Annotated in this window: 18 protein-coding genes; all 18 read left to right on the forward strand. The window is 67.6% G+C overall.

The genetic code is table 11. The features are described from left to right. Nucleotides 1-66 precede the first annotated feature (66 nt). The 18 genes from OLX02_RS00370 (at nt 67) to ftsA (ending at nt 19,855) form a co-directional block, all read left to right on the forward strand. Nucleotides 67-1,065, forward strand: coding sequence for a cysteine synthase A (locus OLX02_RS00370; RefSeq protein WP_264419355.1), 999 nt, complete (start codon nt 67-69; stop codon nt 1,063-1,065). Between the two features lie 84 nt (nt 1,066-1,149). Continuing rightward, nucleotides 1,150-1,452 carry a hypothetical protein gene (locus OLX02_RS00375; RefSeq protein WP_264419356.1) on the forward strand — a complete coding sequence of 101 codons (303 nt, stop codon included), beginning with the start codon at nt 1,150-1,152 and terminating at the stop codon, nt 1,450-1,452. A 116-nt stretch (nt 1,453-1,568) separates the two neighbouring features. Next, nucleotides 1,569-2,225 carry a GldG family protein gene (locus OLX02_RS00380; RefSeq protein ID WP_264419357.1) on the forward strand — a complete coding sequence of 219 codons (657 nt, stop codon included), beginning with the start codon at nt 1,569-1,571 and terminating at the stop codon, nt 2,223-2,225. Between the two features lie 313 nt (nt 2,226-2,538). Continuing rightward, on the forward strand, nt 2,539-3,039 hold the full coding sequence (locus OLX02_RS00385; protein WP_264419358.1) for a division/cell wall cluster transcriptional repressor MraZ: 501 nt from the start codon (nt 2,539-2,541) through the stop codon (nt 3,037-3,039). Beyond that, nucleotides 3,036-4,034 (forward strand): 16S rRNA (cytosine(1402)-N(4))-methyltransferase RsmH, encoded by a 999-nt coding sequence (gene rsmH, locus OLX02_RS00390; protein ID WP_264419359.1) that lies wholly within the window; start codon nt 3,036-3,038, stop codon nt 4,032-4,034. Before OLX02_RS00385 ends, rsmH begins: the two co-directional genes overlap by 4 nt. Beyond that, entirely contained in the window at nt 4,031-4,843 is an 813-nt protein-coding gene (locus OLX02_RS00395; protein ID WP_264419360.1) for a hypothetical protein, read from the forward strand. The genes rsmH and OLX02_RS00395 overlap by 4 nt, the downstream gene beginning before the upstream one ends. Beyond that, nucleotides 4,840-6,564, forward strand: a complete 1,725-nt coding sequence (locus OLX02_RS00400) for a peptidoglycan D,D-transpeptidase FtsI family protein (protein WP_264419361.1) — start codon at nt 4,840-4,842, stop codon at nt 6,562-6,564. The genes OLX02_RS00395 and OLX02_RS00400 overlap by 4 nt, the downstream gene beginning before the upstream one ends. Further along, nucleotides 6,561-8,012, forward strand: coding sequence for a UDP-N-acetylmuramoyl-L-alanyl-D-glutamate--2,6-diaminopimelate ligase (locus OLX02_RS00405; protein WP_264419362.1), 1,452 nt, complete (start codon nt 6,561-6,563; stop codon nt 8,010-8,012). Before OLX02_RS00400 ends, OLX02_RS00405 begins: the two co-directional genes overlap by 4 nt. After that, nucleotides 8,009-9,478, forward strand: a complete 1,470-nt coding sequence (locus OLX02_RS00410; RefSeq protein ID WP_264419363.1) for a UDP-N-acetylmuramoyl-tripeptide--D-alanyl-D-alanine ligase — start codon at nt 8,009-8,011, stop codon at nt 9,476-9,478. Before OLX02_RS00405 ends, OLX02_RS00410 begins: the two co-directional genes overlap by 4 nt. Then, entirely contained in the window at nt 9,479-10,543 is a 1,065-nt protein-coding gene (gene mraY, locus OLX02_RS00415) for a phospho-N-acetylmuramoyl-pentapeptide-transferase (protein WP_264419364.1), read from the forward strand. Then, complete coding sequence (murD, locus tag OLX02_RS00420; RefSeq protein WP_264419365.1) at nt 10,540-11,886, forward strand: UDP-N-acetylmuramoyl-L-alanine--D-glutamate ligase; 1,347 nt, start codon at nt 10,540-10,542, stop codon at nt 11,884-11,886. The genes mraY and murD overlap by 4 nt, the downstream gene beginning before the upstream one ends. Nucleotides 11,887-11,939: 53 nt before the next feature. Continuing rightward, nucleotides 11,940-13,118, forward strand: a complete 1,179-nt coding sequence (locus OLX02_RS00425; protein WP_264420294.1) for an FtsW/RodA/SpoVE family cell cycle protein — start codon at nt 11,940-11,942, stop codon at nt 13,116-13,118. After that, entirely contained in the window at nt 13,115-14,311 is a 1,197-nt protein-coding gene (murG, locus tag OLX02_RS00430; protein WP_264419366.1) for an undecaprenyldiphospho-muramoylpentapeptide beta-N-acetylglucosaminyltransferase, read from the forward strand. The genes OLX02_RS00425 and murG overlap by 4 nt, the downstream gene beginning before the upstream one ends. After that, on the forward strand, nt 14,308-15,720 hold the full coding sequence (gene murC / locus OLX02_RS00435) for a UDP-N-acetylmuramate--L-alanine ligase (RefSeq protein ID WP_264419367.1): 1,413 nt from the start codon (nt 14,308-14,310) through the stop codon (nt 15,718-15,720). Before murG ends, murC begins: the two co-directional genes overlap by 4 nt. Further along, the gene (murB, locus tag OLX02_RS00440) at nt 15,717-16,613 is read left to right on the forward strand and encodes a UDP-N-acetylmuramate dehydrogenase (protein ID WP_264419368.1); all 897 of its coding nucleotides are present in this window, start codon (nt 15,717-15,719) and stop codon (nt 16,611-16,613) included. The genes murC and murB overlap by 4 nt, the downstream gene beginning before the upstream one ends. Then, entirely contained in the window at nt 16,610-17,575 is a 966-nt protein-coding gene (locus OLX02_RS00445) for a D-alanine--D-alanine ligase (RefSeq protein WP_264419369.1), read from the forward strand. Before murB ends, OLX02_RS00445 begins: the two co-directional genes overlap by 4 nt. Nucleotides 17,576-17,580: 5 nt before the next feature. Continuing rightward, the gene (locus OLX02_RS00450; protein WP_264419370.1) at nt 17,581-18,570 is read left to right on the forward strand and encodes a cell division protein FtsQ/DivIB; all 990 of its coding nucleotides are present in this window, start codon (nt 17,581-17,583) and stop codon (nt 18,568-18,570) included. A gap of 4 nt (nt 18,571-18,574) precedes the next feature. Continuing rightward, nucleotides 18,575-19,855, forward strand: coding sequence for a cell division protein FtsA (ftsA, locus tag OLX02_RS00455; RefSeq protein ID WP_264419371.1), 1,281 nt, complete (start codon nt 18,575-18,577; stop codon nt 19,853-19,855). The last annotated feature ends 12 nt before the right edge of the window (nt 19,856-19,867 follow it).

A 19,867-nucleotide genomic window follows, 5' to 3' on the forward strand; every position in this document is an offset into this window, starting at 1 on the left:
AGGACTTGGCTTGTCCCAAGCGCAATTTCATTGCCGATTGCGCGCGGGCATCTTAACTCCACCCGCATGACCGTACCCGCGCTTCTTCCCGACACGCTTTCGCTTATCGGCAACACGCCGCTCGTCCGCCTGGCAGGCCCCAGCGAGGAGGCGGGCTGCGAGATCTACGGCAAATGCGAATTCGCCAACCCCGGCGCTTCGGTGAAGGACCGTGCGGCGCTGTGGATCGTGCGCGATGCCGAGGAACGCGGCGTGCTCAAGCCGGGCGGGACCATCGTGGAAGGGACCGCCGGCAACACCGGGATCGGCCTCGCGCTCGTCGCCAATGCGCTGGGCTACAAGACCGTGATCGTGATGCCGGAAACGCAATCGCGCGAGAAGATGGACACGCTGCGCGCCCTGCGGGCCGAACTCGTGCTGGTGCCGGCCGCGCCCTTTTCCAATCCGGGCCACTTCGTCCACACATCGCGCCGCATTGCCGAGGAAACCGAGGGCGCGATCTGGGCCAACCAGTTCGACAACATCGCCAACCGCCGCGCCCACATCGAAAGCACTGCGCCCGAAATCTGGGAGCAGATGGAGCACCGCATCGACGGCTTCACCTGCGCCGCGGGTACGGGCGGCACGATCGCGGGCACCGGCCTTGGGCTCAAGTCGTTCGACGAGAACGTGACCATCGCGCTGACCGACCCGCACGGCGCGGCGCTCTACAACTATTACGCGCACGGCGAACTGAAGGCCGAAGGGTCGTCGGTGGCCGAAGGCATCGGGCAGGGGCGCATCACCGCCAACCTCGAAGGCGCACCCATCGACACCCAGTTCCGCATCTCGGACGAGGAGGGGCTGTACTGGGTCCGGCGCCTGCTGGCCGAAGAAGGTCTGTGCCTTGGCCTGTCGAGCGGGATCAACGTGGCCGGCGCGGTGGCGCTGGGCAAGCAACTGGGCAAGGGCAGCCGCGTTGCCACGATCCTGTGCGACACAGGCTTCCGCTATCTCTCGTCGCTCTACAATGCCGACTGGCTGGCAGCGAAGGGACTGCCGGTATTCCCCTGGCTGGAGCAATAGGCTAGGATCGCAGGGATGGCGCTGTTCGGCTTCCCGTCCCGATCCCCAAATCGTAGTGCCGCCGTGGTGGTAGGCACGGACGGCTTGCCGCTGGTCCCCGTGCACCACGTGCCGCCCACCCGCCGCGAACTTCGCGCGCAGGCGGTTCATCGGCTTCAGGTCGGGATGTTCGGCCTTGCCGGGATGCTGCTGCTGGTCAGCCTTGCCAACGTGATCATGGACCGCGCGCAGATGGGCGATGCCGGCGCCGCGAACGCGCCCGATGCCGCCGCGAGCGCGAGTGCCTCGCCGGCGAACGATCCGCTGGTCGATATGGGCGTCGCGCCGGAACTGCCCGTGGACGGCAGCGCCAAGAAGCCCGCAGCGGCGGGCGGCAGGAACCGCTGAAAGCGCTTTCCCCGCGCGCGTGGCTGCTGGCGGCACTCGCGCTGGTGCTGCTGTGCCTTGGCGCGTGGCTGGCTGTGGGCCGAGCTCGGTCATCTCAAGACGTAGCGTCCGCTTCAGTGGCCCATCGGCCTGCGCTGGGTCTGTTCACCAGCCTGCCGATCCTTTGGAACGAAGCGCCGGACGTCGCCGCGATGCTCGCTCCGGCATCCGGTCCGCCGCATTGGGCCAGGACCGCGCTGGAGCAGCGCTATGCGCTTGTTCCGCTCGATACGCTGACCGCGCCGGGCAAGCTGCGCCTGCTGCTGATGGCGCAGCCGCGCCCGCTCTCACCGCAGGAGAACGTTGCGCTCGATGGCTGGGTGCGCGGCGGAGGGCGGCTGTTGCTGTTCGCCGATCCGATGCTGACATGGGAAAGCGCTTTCGCGCTGGGCGACCGGCGGCGACCGCAGGATGTGGTGCTGCTCTCGCCGATCCTTGCGCATTGGGGGCTGGAGCTGCGCTTTGACGAGGACCAGCCGCCGGGCTTGCGGGAAATTGAGGGAAGCACCCTGCCGGTGAACCTCGCCGGCCATTTCGCGCTGCGTGCCGGCGGGGCCGAGGGCAGCCGTTGCCGCATCGTCGAAGCGGGATTTGTCGCGGATTGCGCGATCGGCAACGGCCGCGCCTTGGTCGTGGCCGATGCCGCGCTGCTCGAACCAGGCGATTCGGCGGGATCGCGCAAGGCCGCACTGGACGGACTGCTCGACCGGGCGTTTGGCGCACCTGACCGGTAAACTACGGGAAAATACGGGAACGACGCGGGGACTATGCTGTCGCCGTGCGATGAATCGCGTGTTTCCGCCATTTCTTGACTGACGCATTTGGCGCGGATCGCCGCCAGCAGCTTCCTGCTGGTCGCGAAAACCTACGTAATTCTAACGTCTGACCGTGTTTTCCCGCAAATTCCCGTTGTGGCCCGTCCAGTCCCGGGTTAAGACTGCGGCTCATCGAGACGAACTCCATGTCGCATCCGCGGGGGATGGCTGGCAGCGCGCATGCGCTTGCCGGCGGATGGGAGATTTTGTGTCGGGCGCGGGGAAGTCTTGGGTGACGGGAGGGCCGTCAAATTATTGGGGGCAGGGCTTTTCGCCGCGCGGCGAGAAGAGCCGCTTCGTCCTCCCCGCCGACTTCCGCGGCGCGGTGCGCGACGCCTCGGCCGGGCAGCGCATCCTTTGCCTCGACAAGCATCACAAGCATCCCTGCCTCGTCGGCTTCGGCCTGTCGCGCGCCGAATCCTTTGCGGAGCAGATCGCGCACGAGGAGCGCATCGCGCTTGAGCGGCGCGAGGATTTCGATCCCGATATGCGCGCCGCCCAACTGTTCGGCTTTCTGCGCGTGAGCTTTGACGATTCCGGTCGCTTTGTCCTGCCCGACCATCTTGGCGAGCAGGCTGACATTGGTGAGGCGCTCTATTTCCACGGTGGTGGCGCCAATTTCACCATCTGGTCGCCCGATGTCCTGTTCGGCATGGGGCCGGGCTGGGAATCCGCCAAGGCGACCTGCCGCGCACTGATGGCCGAGGCCGCTGCCAAGGGGAAACGCAAGTGACCGCCGCTCCCGCCTCCGCCCCTGTGAATGCGCCCCATATTCCCGTCCTGCTCGATGAAGTCGTCGCCGCGCTGGCTCCCCAGCCGGGGGCGATCATCGTCGATGGCACGTTCGGCGCGGGTGGCTACACCCGCCGCCTGATCGAGGCCGGCGCTGTCGTCCACGCTTTCGATCGCGATCCCGACGCGATTGCGGCTGGGCGGCTCTGGGGAGAAACCTGTGGAAATCCTGTGCAGCTTGTTCTCCACCCGCGCCGCTTTTCGGAGCTGGTGGAAGGGCTTGCAGAGGCCGGAATTACGCAGGTTCAGGGCGTGGTGTTCGACATCGGCGTCAGCTCTATGCAGCTCGACCAGGCTGAGCGCGGGTTTGCGTTCTCGTCCGACGGCCCCCTAGACATGCGGATGTCGCAGGAAGGGCCGAGCGCGGCCGATTTCCTGAACGAAGCGGACGAGGGGGATATTGCCGACGTTCTCTACCGCTATGGCGAAGAGCGTCAGTCGCGCCGCATCGCGCGGGCCATCGTGGCTGCGCGCCCGCTTACGACCACCGGCCAGTTCGCCACCGTCGTGCGCAAGGCGCTCGGCTGGCGTCCGGAAGCTCGCGGCAAGGGCGCGCCCAAGGACCCTGCCACGCGCAGCTTCCAGGCGGTGCGCATCCACATCAACGGTGAGCTGGACGAACTGGAGGCGGGCCTTGCCGCCGCCGAGAAGGTCCTGGCTCCGGGCGGGCGGCTGGCGGTGGTCGCCTTCCACAGTCTGGAAGACCGGATCGTCAAGCAGTTCCTGCGCGAAGGCGCTGGTGCCACGCCGGCCGGATCGCGTCACCTGCCGCAACTCGCGTCCACCGTAGCGCCGGTATTCGAGAAACCTTCGGCGGCGATCCGTCCGACCGCAGCCGAAGAGGCGCGCAATCCGCGCGCCCGGTCCGCAACCTTGCGCTGGGCGGTTCGCACCGCCGCTCCCGCGCGTGGCACCAAGGGGAGCATCGCGGGATGATCGTGACGGCGCATCGCATCCGTTCCATCGGCTGGATCGTCTTGCTGGCGATTTGTGCCGCGCTGGTCATGGTGCTTGCCTTCCGCGTCAACGCGGTGCGTAGCCAGGTGCATCACGCGGAGATGAAGATCGTCGCGCTCCGTCAGGAGAAGATGTATCTCGAAACCGAGTTCGAAACGCGCGCGAACCAGCAGCAGCTGAAAGCGTGGAACGATGTCGAGTTCGGTTATGTCGCCCCCACCGCCGGCCAGTATCTGGAAAACGAGCGCCAGCTCGCCGCGCTGTCGAAGGTCGCCGAGCCGGATGCGCCCGCGCCGATCCGCGTTGCCAGCGTGGACGATAGCGTGATCGCGCAGGCCGCCTTCCCGGCGATGGTCTCGCCGCTTTCGGGCAAGCCGCTGTCCGACGAGAAGCCGGTGGCGGACGATCATATCGTCAAGCTCGATCATGCGGCGGCCACCGCCTCGCTGGGCGAACGCCTCGCCACTGTCGATCACAAGCGCAAGTCCGACGACGAAGACAAGGCGCCGGGCAAGGCGAAGGCGGCGAGCAAGGAAAAGGCCAAGCGCACCGCGGACAAGGCCGACGCCAAGGCCGACAAGTCGGTGGAGAAGCGCAAGGCCAAGGCTTCCACGGTCGATGCCGCGCCGACTAAAGCGCAGAAGGGCAAGAGCGAGAAGGTCGTCAAGGTTGCCAAGGCCACCAAGACCACCGCATCGATCCCCGCGAAGAAGCCCGTGAAGCTGGCGGTTGCCAAGCCGAAGACCGCTCCGGCAGCCGGCAAGAAGGAGGTGAAGGCGAACAAGTGAACGCGCTGACCGCCTCGGCCGCCATCGCTTCTGGCCGCGTCCAGCTGGCCAACGTGCGCCAGCGCTCGCTGGTGACGGCCAAGGTCCGCGTGCTTTGGGTCCTGCTGCTGTTCGTGTTCGCTACGCTGACCGCCATCGTCCGCATTGCGCAGCTCGGCCTGTTCGAGGATGCGCCCGAGCGCCGTTCGATGGCCGATGCGCTGCTGCCCCCGCGCGGTGAGATCACCGACCGCAACGGCATCGCGCTGGCCCGCGCCTTCCCGTCCTATTCGCTCTGGTACAATCCCAAGGCATTGGGCGAAGCTGGCTCGCCGCTGGTCAAGACGCCCGAGGAAGTCGCCCGGGCACTGATGACGATCTTCCCCGATGCGGACTACAAGGACCTGCTGGAGCGGCTCAAGTCCGACCATCCCAGCTACCTGCGCAAGCGCGTGCTGCCCGAGGAGGCGAACAAGGTCTTCGCGCTCGGTGAGCCGGCGCTGGAGTTCCCGCGCGAGAACCAGCGCTACTATCCGCAAGGTTCGCTGGCCGCCCACGTGCTCGGCTATGTCGATGAAGAAGGGCAGGGCCACGTCGGCATGGAGCAGGTGCTGGAGAAGCGCCTGCTCGATCCGGCGCAGCGTGGGCAGCCGGTCACGCTCTCGATCGACGCACGGGCGCAGGGCGCGCTCGAGGACGAACTGGGCCGGGGGATGCTCGAATCCAACGCCAAGGGCGCGGCCGGCATCGTGCTCGATGTGGATACCGGCGAAGTCGTGGCGCTCGCCTCGCTGCCCTCCTTCAATCCCAACCGTTCCGACCGGGCCTTCAACGATCTCGTGTTCAACCGCGTCTCGAACCAGGTCTATGAACTCGGCTCGGTGATGAAGCCGGTCACCGTCGCTTCCGCGATCGATGCCGGCGTGATCACCAACATGGCGGTGCGTTACCCGGCCGGGGCATTGCACATCGGCCGTTTCACGATCCACGACAGCCACAATTTCGGCGCGTCGCTCAATGTGCCCGAAGCGCTGATTCACTCGTCGAACATCGTGACTGCACAAGTGGCCGACAAGCTTGGCGGGCCCGCGCTGCGGCAGACGATGATCCAGCTTGGGATGAACGAACGCCCGACCATCGAGCTGCCCGCCCGCGGTTTTCCGATCTGGCCGCGTGGCGAATGGGCGCGGCTGACAACGATGACCGTCAGCTACGGTCACGGCATGGCGGTCACCCCGCTGCATCTCGCCGCGGCCTATGCCGCACTGGTCAACGGCGGCGTGTGGCGCCCCGCCACGCTGTACAAGCTTGCACCGGGACAGGTGCCTGCCGGTCGCCGCGTGTTCAAGGCTTCGACCAGCGCGCGGATGCGCCAGCTGCTGCGCATGATCGTGGTCGATGGCACCGGCAAGAAGGCCGAGGCATCGGGCTTCCGCGTGGGCGGCAAGACGGGTTCGGCCGAAAAGCCCGGCAGCGGCGGTTATCGCCGCACGTCGCTGATCGCCACGTTCGCCGCTGCCTTCCCCATGGACAAGCCGCGCTACGTCGTCGTCGCCATGCTCGATGAGCCGCAGGGCACGCAGGCGACCTCGTTCCAGCGCACCGCCGCATGGAACGCCGCGCCGATCGTCGGCCGGGTGGTGCCCCGCATCGGGCCGCTGCTGGGCGTGGTGCCGGACGCGAGCCGCGATGTCGATATTTCCGACCTCAGCCCGCTGGTCGGCAACGGAGATGGCGAATGAAGCTGGGCGTTCTTGCCGCTGCCGCCGGGATCGTTCCGGGCGAAAACAGCGATGCCAACGTGACCGGCTTCGCCATCGATCATCGCAAGGTGGCGCCGGGCACGGTGTTCGGTGCCTTTCCCGGCACCCGCTTCAACGGCGAGGACTTCATCGAGGCGGCGATCAAGGCCGGCGCGGTGGCGGTGGTCGCGCGTCCCGAGGCGCGAGTGGTCGGAGCGGCGCACATCGCGGATGCCGAGCCGCGCCGCGCTTTTGCCCGGCTTGCCGCCGGCTTCTTCACGCCCGTGCCGGAAACGGTCGTCGCCGTCACCGGGACCAACGGCAAGACTTCGACCGCCGAAATGACGCGTCAGTTGTGGCGCATGGCGGGTCATTCGGCTGCCTCCATCGGCACGCTGGGCGTGACCACGGCCGACGAAAGCGTTTCGACCGGCCTGACCACGCCGGACATCGTGACGTTCCTGTCGAACATGACCGGGCTGGCCCGCGAAGGCGTGACCCATGTGGCCTACGAAGCGTCGAGCCACGGTCTCGACCAGTTCCGCAACGAGGGCCTGCGCGTTGCCGCCGGGGCCTTCACCAACCTCAGCCGCGACCATCTCGATTACCACGCGACGATGGACGCCTATTTCGCGGCGAAGATGCGCCTGTTCGACGAAGTCGTCGCCGATGATGGCACTGCCGTCATCTGGGCCGACGATGCCTGGTCGCAGCAGGCGATGGAGCGCGCCGGACAACGGGGGTTGGCGCTGCTCACGGTGGGAGAGCAGGGGAACTCGATCCGCCTGCTCTCCCGTACCCCCACCCAGCTCGGCCAGGTGCTGGAAATTGAACACGGCGGCACCGCGCGCAAGGTCAACCTGCCGCTGATCGGCGCCTATCAGGCCGCGAACGCGCTGGTCGCGGCGGGGCTGGTGCTGGCGACCGGCGGCGATCCGGCGCAGACCTTCGATGCGCTCGCCCGGTTGCAGCCGGTGCGCGGCCGCCTGGAGCGCGCCGCGATCAACCGCGCCGGCGCGCCGATCTATGTCGATTACGCGCACACTCCCGATGCCATCGAGGCGGCCATTGCCGCGCTGCGCCCGCACGTGGCGGGGCGACTGATCATCGTGCTGGGCGCGGGCGGCGACCGCGATGAGGGCAAGCGTTCGGAAATGGGCCGGGCGGCCTGCGCGGGGGCAGACGTGGTGATCGTCACCGATGACAATCCGCGCGGCGAGGAGCCCGCGACGATCCGTGCCGCGATCCTGCGTGGCTGCGACGACAAGGCCCGCGAAACGGGCGACCGGCGCGAGGCAATCGGCGCCGCCATCGCCATGGCTGCGGCGGGCGACATCGTGCTCGTGGCGGGCAAGGGCCACGAACAGGGCCAGATCGTCGGGCGGGGCGAGTCCATGCGCGTCTTGCCGTTCGACGATGTGCAGGTGGCAAGGGAGTGCACGGCATGAACGCCCATCCCGCGATGCTCGACTGGCCGGTGGACTCGTCCGATAGGCGCGGGCTGGCGCTGTGGACCTCTGACGAGATCGTCGCGGCAACCGGCGGCACGGCCTCGGCCGCGTTCGAGGTCTCCGGCTGCGAGATCGACAGCCGCGAAGTGCGCGAAGGCGACCTGTTCTTCGCGCTCAAAGGCGAAAGCGCCGACGGTCATCGCTTCCTGGACGGTGCGTTCCGTCGCGGTGCGGCGGCGGCCATCGTGGATCGGCCGATCGAGCACCCTCACGTGCTGGTTTCCGATACCTCAAGTGCGCTTGAGGATATGGGAAAAGCCGCGCGAAACCGGGTAGATGCGGGCATTATCGGAGTCACCGGCTCAGCCGGGAAGACCGGCGTGAAGGAAGCGCTGTTCGCGGCGCTCGACCGGGGTAGCCGAGGCCGCGCGCACCGTTCGGTGAAGAGCTACAACAACCATGTGGGCGTTCCGCTCAGCCTGGCGCGGATGCCGGCGCGCACCCGCTTCGGCGTGTTCGAGATGGGCATGAACCACGCGGGCGAACTGGCCGCGTTGACCCGGCTTGTCCGTCCCCATGTCGCCATCGTCACCACGATTGCGCCGGCGCACATCGGTTATTTCTCCGGTGAGGAGGCCATCGCCGATGCCAAGGGCGAGATCTTCGAAGGGCTGGAACCGGGCGGGGTGGCCATCATTCCGGCCGACAGTCCGCACTATCTGCGTCTTCGCGCCAAGGCGGAGCGGCACGCCGAGCGGGTGATCGGCTTCGGATCGGGACCGGACGCGCAAGTGCGGCTGCTCGACGCGGTGCCCGCGCCCGGCGGCGGCACGCTCGTCACCGCCGATCTCGGCAGCCACAAGCTGTGTTACACAGTGGCGATGCCCGGCGCGCATTGGGTCGCCAATTCGCTCGCGGTCATGGCCGCGGTGGAAGCCATCGGCGGTGACCTCGGCGCAGCGGGGCTGGCCCTGTCCGAAATGGAAGGCCTGGCCGGCCGCGGCGCGCGCCACACCGTCCCTGCGCGCGGCGGCGACGGTTCGGGCGAGGCACTGCTGATCGACGAAAGTTACAACGCCAACCCGGCCTCGATGCGCGTGACCATCGCGCAACTGGGTGCCACGCCGGCCCGGCGCCGGGTGGCGGTGCTGGGCGCGATGCGCGAACTGGGCGCCGAGGAAGATCGCTATCACCGCGAGCTGGCCGAACCGCTGCTGGCCGCCATGGTCGACCGTGTGATCCTCGTTGGTCCGGAAATGGCGGCTTTGGCCGAAGCGCTGGGGAAAAGCGCGCAGCCCGCGCTTGCCGGAACAATCGAAGTCGATCATGTCGAAACGGCGGCCGAAGCGGCGGAATGCCTAGCTTCGGAGGGGCCGCAGGGTGGCGACGCCATCCTCGTAAAAGGGTCGAATTCGGTCGGACTTGGCGCGCTGGTGCGCGCTCTGACGGCCAGGGAAAACTGAATGCTCTACCTGCTGGCGCACTGGCTTCACTACGAGGGGTTCAGCAACCTCTTCCGCTACCAGACCTTCCGGGCCGGCGCGGCGCTGCTGACCGCGCTGATCATCGGGTTGCTGATCGGTCCGCGCTTCATCAACATGTTGCGCGTCCGCCAGGGCAAGGGCCAGCCGATCCGCGAGGACGGTCCGCAGACGCATCTCGCCAAGCGCGGCACGCCGACGATGGGCGGGCTGATGATCGTCACGTCGCTCACGCTCGGCCTGCTGCTGTGGATGGACCTGTCGAGCCGCTATGTCTGGGCGTGCCTGGCCGTGACCATCGGCTTCGGCCTGATCGGCTTCCTTGACGATTACGACAAGGTCACCAAATACGCACACAAGGGCGTGCCGGCGAAAATCCGCCTGCTGGCCGAATTCGTCGTGGCCGGCATCGCCGCCGCGCTGGTGGTGACAGAAACCAATCTCTACGTGCCGCTGTTCAGCAATCTCTACATCCCGCTCGGGCCGTTCTATTACCTGTTCGCGGCTTTCGTGATCGTGGGTGCCGGCAACGCGGTGAACCTGACCGACGGGCTCGACGGTCTGGCGATCATGCCGGTGATCATCGCCTCGGGTACGTTCGCGATCATCGCCTATCTCGCCGGCCGTGCCGACTTCGCGCACTATCTGGGCATTCCCCATGTGCCGGGGGCGGGCGAACTGGCGATCTTCTGCGGCGCGGTGATGGGCGCGGGCCTTGCCTTCCTGTGGTTCAACGCGCCGCCGGCGGCGGTGTTCATGGGCGACACGGGCAGCCTTGCACTGGGCGGCACGCTGGGCGTGATCGCAGTGTCCGCGCATCACGAGATCGTGCTGGCCATCGTCGGCGGGCTGTTCGTGATGGAAGCCGTCTCGGTGATCGTGCAGGTCTTTGTCTACAAGCGCACGGGCAAGCGGGTGTTCCGCATGGCCCCGATCCACCACCACTTCGAGCAGCTGGGCTGGAAGGAATCGACCGTGGTGATCCGCTTCTGGATCGTATCGATCGTGCTGGCGCTGCTTGGCCTCGCCACGCTGAAGGTGCGATGATCGTCTCGCCCGCCTTTGCCGGCAAGCGCTATGCTGTGCTCGGTCTCGCCCGGTCGGGCCAGACGAGCGTCGACACGCTGCTCGCCAGCGGAGCGGACGTCACTGCCTGGGACACGCGCGAGGAAGCGCGTGCCGCCTGCGATCCGCGCGTCACCATCGCCGATCCGCTGACGCTGGACCTCACCGGGTTCGCGGGCGTGGTCGTGTCGCCGGGCGTTCCGCTCAATCGCCACCCCATCGCCGCCCATGCCGCCTCGTTCGGCGTGCCGGTGATCGGCGACATCGAACTGTTCGCGCAGGCGCGGCCCAGCCTGCCGCCGCACCGCGTGGTGGGCATCACCGGCACCAACGGCAAGTCGACCACCACCGCGCTGGTCCATCACTTGTGCGAAGCCGCCGGCCTGCCCGTGCGCATGGGCGGCAATATCGGGCTGCCGGTTCTGGGGCAGGACCCGCTGCCCGAAGGCGGCGTCTATGTGCTCGAACTGTCGAGCTACCAGATCGACCTGACGTTCAGCCTTGAAGCGGACGTGGCCGCGCTGATCAATCTCAGCCCCGACCATCTCGACCGCTATGACGGCTTCGAAGGCTATGCCGCGTCCAAGGCGCGCCTGTTCGCGATGCAACGGGCGGACCAGCACGCGGTGTTCGGCCGGGGCGATGCGCACACGCTGCACATCGCCGGGCAGGTTTCGGGCACCCGCGCGGGCGGCCTTGTCCACATCGTCGATCCGCTGTCGCTGGAAGGGCAGGCGAACTGGCCTTCGCTGCAAGGGCCGCACAATCTCCAGAACGCGGCGATCGCGGTGGAGATCGCGCGCGCCCTTGGCATTGCCGACGACGTGTGGCGGCGCGGGCTGGAAACCTTCGTCGGCCTGCCGCACCGCATGGAGCGCGTGGCCGAAGCGCGCGGGGTGCTGTTCATCAACGACAGCAAGGCGACCAACCCGGCGTCCACCGCACCCGCGCTAGGGGCTTTCCCGCGCATCCACTGGATTCTCGGCGGACTGCCCAAGGGCGACGACCTTGATGAATGCGCGCCCTATTTCGGCAACGTGGTGCAGGCCTATACCATCGGCGAGGCGGGGCCGCGCTTTGCCGAGATCCTTGAGCCGGTCATGCCCGTTCAGCGCAGCGAGATGCTGTGCGACGCAGTGCGCCAGGCGATGGACGCAGCCCACCCCGGTGATGTGATCATGCTTTCGCCGGCCTGCGCCAGCTTCGACCAGTTCCGCGATTTCGAAGCGCGGGGCGACAGTTTCCGCCAGATCGTGGAGGCGCTGATCGAGGATCAGTCCGCCCCCTGTCCCACGGCCGGAGCGCCGGAAGGGCACAAGGGGTGAGCACCGCGACCAGCCCCACACGCCACGTTACCACCACCACCCGCGACGGCGGTGTGCGCGTGGTCGGGCGCGGCAATCGCTATCGCCGCAGCCGCCGCAGCGAGCTGGTGATCTGGTGGCGCGAGATCGACCGCGTGCTGCTCGGCCTCGTCCTGTCACTGGTCGTGATCGGAACGATCGCCGTGGCCGCGGCCTCCCCGGCGAGTGCCCACCGTCTTTCGACCGCGCAAAAGTCGCTGGGCGATCTCTACTTCTTCTGGCTGCACTTGCGCTGGCTCGCGCTGGGGCTTGTCGCGATGTTCGTGGCTTCGTTGCTGCCCAAGGAGTCCGCGCGGCGGCTTGCCATCCTGATCGCCGGCGCGATGATCGTGGCGCTCGTCCTCGTGCCGCTCGTCGGCAGCGAGGTGAAGGGGGCCAAGCGCTGGCTGTGGATCGGCTTCAGCCTGCAACCGTCCGAATTTCTGAAGCCCGGCTTTGCCATTGCGGTGGCCTGGATCCTGTCGTGGCGGCTGCGCGATCCCAATATGCCGGTCATCGCCATCACCATGGGCCTGATGGGCCTGACCGGGGCGCTGCTCATGGCGCAGCCCGATTTCGGATCGACGGTGCTGTTCGGCGGGGTGTGGTTCGTGCTCGTCCTGCTTTCCGGCCTGTCGGTCAACCGCATCCTGTGGAGCGTGGGCGGCGGCATTGTCGTCGTGGTCATGGCCTATCTGTTCTATCCCAACGCCACCCACCGCATCGATGCGTTCATTTCGGGCGGCAGCGAGTTCGATCAGGTCGATCTGGCCATGCGCACCATGCTCAACGGCGGGTGGAGCGGTGCTGGGCTGTGGCTGGGGAGCCGCAAGAACGCGCTGCCCGAAGCGCATACCGACTACATCTTCTCGGTGATCGGCGAGGAGTTCGGTCTCATCGCCTGCGCGCTGATCGTGGTGATCTACTGCGCCATCGTGATCCGCGTGATGCTGCGCCTGATGGACGAGGATGATCTTTTCACCATTCTCGCCGGGGCCGGGCTGACCGCGCAGCTCGCCGGGCAGGCATTCATCAACATCCTCGTCAATCTTCAGCTCTTCCCCTCGAAAGGCATGACCCTGCCGCTCATCAGTTACGGCGGATCGTCGACCATCGCGCTCCTGCTCGGTGTTGGCTTCCTGCTCGCCATCACGCGCCGCAATCCCTATCTGAGCCGCGAAACCTTCGACTTCAGGGAGCTTCCGCGCAAATGAGCGCCCAACATCCCCCCGGTGTCTCGCGGCACTACGTTCTCGCGGCAGGCGGTACGGGCGGGCACTTGTTGCCCGCCTTCGCGCTTGCGGTGGAGCTGGAACGGCGCGGCCACCACGTTGCGCTGGTGACGGACGAGCGCGGCGCGAAGATCCCCGGCAAGCCCTCGTTCCTGCCCGCGCACGTGCTGCCGGCGGGCCGGCTGGGCAAGAACCCAGTCGCTCTCGCAAAGGGGCTGCGTGCGATCTGGCGCGGCCGGGCGATGGCGCTGCGCCTGTTCGAAAGCTTCGAGCCTTCGTGCGTTGTGGGCTTCGGTGGCTACCCGGCGCTGCCCGCGCTGCTGGCGGCGCGTTCGGCGCGCATCCCCACCGTGATCCACGAACAGAACGCCGTGCTGGGCCGGGTCAACCGCTTCCTGGCGAAGCGCGTCGATGCCATCGCCACCGCCTACCAGGAGGTCGACCGGCTCGACCCCAAGCTGTCGGGCAAAGTGCATCTCGTCGGCAATCCGGTGCGCCCGGAAGTGCTGACCCTGCGCAGCGAACCGTTTCCCGAATTCGATGAGGACAGCCTGTTCCGCGTGCTGGTAACCGGCGGCAGCCAGGGCGCGTCGGTGCTGTCCGACGTCGTTCCCGATGGCCTCGCCATGCTGCCCGCCGCACTGCGCCACCGGCTGCAGGTGACCCAGCAGTGCCGGCCCGAGGATATCGAGGCGGTGCGCGCGCGCTATGCCGGGCATCAGATTCCGGCTGAGCTCGGCACCTATTTCGAAGACATGGCCAGCCGCCTTGCCGAAGCGCACCTGTTCATCGGCCGTGCCGGCGCTTCCACCATCGCGGAGCTGACTGCGGTTGGCCGTCCGGCCATCCTCGTGCCGCTGCCCATCGCCACCGACGATCACCAGGCCGCCAACACGCGCGAGATCGTGCGCGCGGGCGGGGCGCGGGCGATCCGCCAGACCGGCTTTACCCCCAAGGAACTCGCGAAGCAGATCCAGACGATGGCGCTCCATCCCCACTCCCTCGCCAACGCTGCCCATGCCGCGTGGAACTGCGGCCTGCCCAATGCCGTGTCCGACCTTGCCGATCTGGTCGAAGGCTTCGGCGGCGCGCCGCTGATGGACGTGTTCCGCGTCGATGCCGCGGCCCCGGCGGCCCGCTCGGGCGAAGCGCTCGCGCACGGAGGCGCGGCATGAAGGGCGTCGGCATCGAGATCGGGACGATCCACTTCGTCGGCATCGGCGGCATCGGGATGTCCGGCATCGCCGAAGTGATGCACAACATGGGCTATTCGGTGCAAGGCTCCGACATGGCTGAAAGCTATGTCGTCGAAGGCCTCCGCAGCCGCGGGATCAAGGTGATGATCGGCCAGACGGCCGAGAACGTCGACGGCGTGTCGGTCGTCGTCACCTCCACCGCCGTGAAGCGCGACAATCCCGAAGTCGTGGCCGCACTGGAAGCCCGCGTTCCCGTGGTGCGCCGCGCGGAAATGCTGGCCGAACTGATGCGGCTCAAGAACACCGTGGCTGTGGCCGGCACCCACGGCAAGACCACTACCACCTCGATGGTCGCCTGCCTGCTCGATGCCGGCGGGATCGATCCGACCGTGATCAACGGCGGGATCATCAATTCCTACGGCTCGAACGCTCGCCTTGGCGACAGCGATTGGATGGTGGTCGAAGCCGACGAAAGCGACGGTTCCTTCCTGCGCCTAGACGGTACGATCGCGGTCGTGACCAACATCGATCCCGAACACCTCGATCACTACGGTTCGTTCGACAAGGTCAAGGATGCCTTCGTCGAATTCATCGAGAACGTGCCCTTCTACGGCGCGGCGATGCTGTGCATCGACCATCCCGAAGTGCAGGCGATCATTCCCAAGGTGCGCGATCGCCGCGTCATCACCTATGGCTTCTCCGCGCAGGCTGACGTTCGCGGCGAGGCGGTGACGCCGATCCCCGGCGGCAACCGCTTTAACGCGGTGCTGCGCCAGCGCGATGGCTCGTTCCAGCGGATCGAGGATATCGAACTGCCGATGCCCGGCCGCCACAACGTCCAGAACGCGCTCGCCGCCGTGGCCGTCGCGCGCGAGATGGGCTGCTCGAACGAGTGCATCCGCACCGGCTTCGCCAAGTTCGGCGGGGTGAAGCGCCGCTTCACCAAGGTGGGCGAAGTCGCGGGCGCAACGATCATTGACGACTACGGCCACCACCCGGTCGAAATCCGCGCCGTGCTCGCTGCGGCGCGCGAAGGGGTGAAGGGCCGGGTCATCGCCGTGGTCCAGCCGCACCGCTTCACCCGCCTGCGCGATCACATGGAAGACTTCCAGGGCGCGTTCAACGATGCCGACGTGGTCTATGCCGCGCCGGTCTATCCCGCGGGCGAACAGCCGATCGAGGGCGTGGACAGCGCCGCGATGGTCGAAGGCATCAAAGCGCGCGGCCACCGCAGCGCGCACCTGATAGCCGGGCCGGACGCGCTGGCGAAGGAACTGGCCGGCACGGTGCAGCCGGGCGACATGGTCGTCTGCCTGGGGGCGGGCGATATCACCAAGTGGGCGGCCGGCCTTGCTTCTGCCATCGAGCGGGAAAGGGGCGCCGCGTGACGACGTCCGTGCTTCCCCCGGTTCGCGGGAAGCTCACCGAAAACGCGCCGCTCGCGCCGCTGGTCTGGTTCAAGTCCGGCGGGGCGGCGCAGTGGCTGTTCGAGCCGAAGGACGTGGCCGATCTCCAGCAGTTCCTGCGTGAACTCGATCCGGCGGTGCCGGTCATGGCGCTGGGCCTCGGCTCGAACCTGATCGTGCGCGACGGCGGTGTGCCCGGCGTGGTCGTGCGGCTGGGCAAGGCTTTCGCAAAAGTCGGCCAGGTCGATGAAATCACGCTCGATTGCGGCGGCGGGGCCAGCGGCATTCTCGTTTCCTCGACCGCGCGCGACAGCGGCATCGCGGGGCTGGAATTCCTGCGTTCGATCCCCGGGACGGTCGGCGGCTTCTGCCGGATGAACGGCGGGGCCTATGGCCGCGAGGTCAAGGACGTGCTGGTGACCTGCGACGTGGTGCTGCGGTCCGGCGATCTGGTGACTCTGCCCGAACGCGACCTGAACTACACCTACCGGCACTCAAGCCTGCCTGAAGGCGCGATTGTCGTCGCCGCGCGGTTCCGGGGCCACCCCGGCGATCCCGAAGCGATCCAGGCCGAGATGGACCGCATCAGCGCCGCGCGCGAAGCGAGCCAGCCGCTGCGTTCGAAGACCGGCGGATCGACCTTCAAGAACCCCGATGGCGCCAAGGCGTGGGAACTGGTCGACAAGGCCGGCTGCCGCGGGCTGGCCAGGGGCGGGGCGCAAGTCTCAGAAAAGCACACCAACTTCCTGATCAATACCGGCAGTGCGACCAGCGCCGACATCGAAGGACTGGGCGAGGAAGTGCGCCGCCGGGTGCGCGAGAATTCCGGCGTCGAGCTGGAATGGGAAATCCAGAGAGTAGGCAAGTCGTCGTGACCCTTCCGAAACTTCATGTCGCCGTCCTGATGGGAGGCTGGTCGAGCGAGCGCCCCGTCTCGCTGATGAGCGGCAACGGTGTGGCCGACGCGCTGGAGGCGCGCGGGCACCGCGTGACGCGGATCGACATGGACCGCGACGTGGCGCTGCGGCTGTCCGAGGCGAAGCCGGACGTGGTGTTCAACGCGCTGCACGGCACGCCGGGAGAGGACGGCACGGTGCAGGGCATGATGGACCTGATGGGCCTGACCTACACGCATTCGGGCCTCGCCACGTCGGTCATCGCGATCGACAAGGAACTGACCAAGCAGGCACTGGTCCCCCACGGCATCCCGATGCCCGGCGGGCGCATCGTTACCACCGAGGAACTGTTCCAGCGCGATCCGCTGCCGCGCCCATATGTGCTGAAGCCGGTCAATGAAGGATCGTCCGTCGGCGTGGCGATCGTCACCGCCGAGGGCAACTACGGCAATCCGATCGACCGTTCGTCCAAGGGTCCGTGGCAGGAATTCGGCCAGCTGCTGGCCGAACCGTTCATCCGCGGGCGCGAACTGACCACCGCCGTGCTGGCTGACCGGGCGCTGCTCGTCACCGAACTGAAGCCCAAGTCCGGCTTCTACGATTTCGATGCGAAATACACCGATGGTATGACCGACCATATCTGCCCGGCCGAGATTCCCGATGACGTGACCGAGGCGTGCAAGGATATCGCCTTGCGCGCGCACCGGCTGCTGGGCTGCAAGGGCACCAGCCGCTCGGACTTCCGCTGGGATGACACGCAGGGCGTCGAAGGGCTGTTCCTGCTGGAAGTGAACACCCAGCCGGGGATGACCCCGCTGAGCCTTGTGCCTGAGCAGGCGCGCAAGCTGGGCATGGACTACGGCGATCTGGTGGAAGCGATCATCGCGGACGCTCTGGCGGCAAAAGCCGCAGGTGCGGGCGTGAGCGGGGGGAAGGGCTGAACGCCATGGCGCAGACGATCCGGCGAGGCGGCAAGGGGGTGCGGCGCGCCGCAGCGGCCAAGGGCGCGAAAGCCAAGGTCGCCACCGCGAAGAAGCAGACCGGCAGTGCCATCGATCAGGCGATGCGCTGGCTGCCGTTCAGCGATGAGACGCTGCACCGGATCATCCTGACGGGCATTCTCGTCGGCGCGGGCGGGCTGGTCTGGACCGTGGCGAGCATGGCCGGGGTGCCGGCGCTGGCCGAGGACAAGATGGCGCTGGTCGCCGCCGATGCCGGTTTCGAGGTCAAGCGCGTGGAAGTGCGCGGCGTCAACCGCATGAACGAGCTGACCATCTACGAGAAAGTGCTGGGCCAGCGCGACCAGGCCATGCCGCGGCTCGATCTGGCGGGCCTGCGCGAGGGTCTGCTGCAATTGCCGTGGGTGAAGGACGCGCGTGTTTCGCGCCAGCTGCCCGATACCTTGGTGGTCGACGTGGTCGAGCGCAGCCCGCACGCGGTGATGCGCAAGGACGGCAAGCTGGTGCTGATCGACGAGACCGGCCACGCGCTCGAACCCGTTTCGGCGGCGCGTGCCAAGGGCATGTTCGTGCTTTCGGGCGAAGGCGCGGAGGAGCGGGTGGCCGACCTTGGCAAGCTGCTGGAGGCCGCGCCCGCGATCAAGCCGCAAGTTGCCGAGGCCGAATGGGTCGGTCATCGCCGCTGGAATCTGACGTTCAAGACCGGGCAGGTGCTGGCGCTGCCCGAAGGCGACGAGCAATCGGCCGGGGCGCTGCTGACGTTCGCGCGGATGGACGGCGTCAACCGTCTGCTGGGCGGCAAGGTGGCGAGCTTCGACATGCGCGCGCCCGACCGGGTCTATCTGCGCGTGCCGGGCCATGCCGACGAAATGGCGGCCGAACAGCGCGCCGCCGCACAGGCCAAGGCCGAAGCGAAGAAGCAGGCTGCCGCCGTGTCTTCGCCCGTGCCCAAGCCTGCCGCCACTGCGAGGGACTGAGGACATGGCGGTTCCGCGCATCACCAAGGTTTTCGCCGCGGTCAATCTCGGCTCGTTCCGCACCTCCGCGATGATCGCGGGCCTGTCGGAAACGGGCGAAATGGTCGTGCTCGGGTCCGGCCACCGCGCCAGCCAGGGCATCAAGCGCGGCTATGTCACCGATATGCAGGCCGCCACCCATTCGGTGCGCGATGCGATCGAGCGCGCCGAGAAGATGGCCAATGCCAGCGTGCAGTCGGTGTGGATCGGCTGTTCGGGCGCGGGGCTGGCCAGCACCACGGCCAAGGTCGAGGTGGAAATCGGCGGGCGGCGGATCGAGCAGGACGATATCGAGCACCTGCTGGTGGCTGGGCGAGAGGTGATCCAGCCCGACGGGCGCACGGTGCTGCACGCGCAGCCCGCGCACTACACGCTGGACGGAGCGCACGGGGTGCCCAACCCCAAGGGGCTTCATGCCGAGCGGCTGGCGGTGGATATCCACGTCATGCTCGCGGACGGTGCGCCGGTGCGCAACATCAAGGAAACGGTCGAGAACGCGCACTTGCGCGTGGAAGCCGTGGTCGGATCGCCGGTGGCGACGGGCCATGCTTGCCTCACGCCGGAGGAGCGCGAACTGGGCGTGGCGCTGGTGGAATTCGGGGCCGAAGTGACCACCGTGTCGGTCTATGCTGCGGGGATGCTGCTGGGAATGCAGGTCATCCCGTTCGGTTCGGGCGACATTACCGATTCCATCGCCAGCGCCTTCGGGATCCGGCGCTATCAGGCCGAGCGGCTCAAGTGCATGTCCGGGTCGGCCATCGCCAGTCCGGCAGACCATCGCGAGATGATCCCGGTGAACGCACCGGGCGATCCCGACGGGGGGCCGATCGCGCGCCATGCCGACGACAAGAACCGCATCCCGCGCGCGGAGCTGATCTCGGTCATCACGCAGCAGCTCGGCCATTTCACGGAGGAAGTGGGCAAGTCGCTCAAGGCGATGGGCTTCACCGGCCAGCGCGGTCAGCAAGTGGTGCTGACGGGTGGCGGCGCGCAGCTTCCCGGCCTTGCCGACTATGCCCAGTCGGCGCTGGGCCGTCCGGTGCGGATCGGCGCGCCGCCGACGATGCTGGGGCTGCCGCCGGGCCACGCGACTCCGAGTTCGTCGACGCTGGTGGGGCTGGTGCTCTATGCCGCGGCCGACCCGGTGGACATCCGCGCGGTCGGCCCGAGATGGAATCCGGAGACGCCCTATTCCGGCCTCGGGCTGGTGAATCGGGTGTGGAAGGCGGTCAAAGAGTATTTTTGATCTGCCCGCGGC

The sequence above is a fragment of the Novosphingobium sp. KCTC 2891 genome, assembly GCF_025938155.1.
GTDB lineage: Bacteria > Pseudomonadota > Alphaproteobacteria > Sphingomonadales > Sphingomonadaceae > Novosphingobium.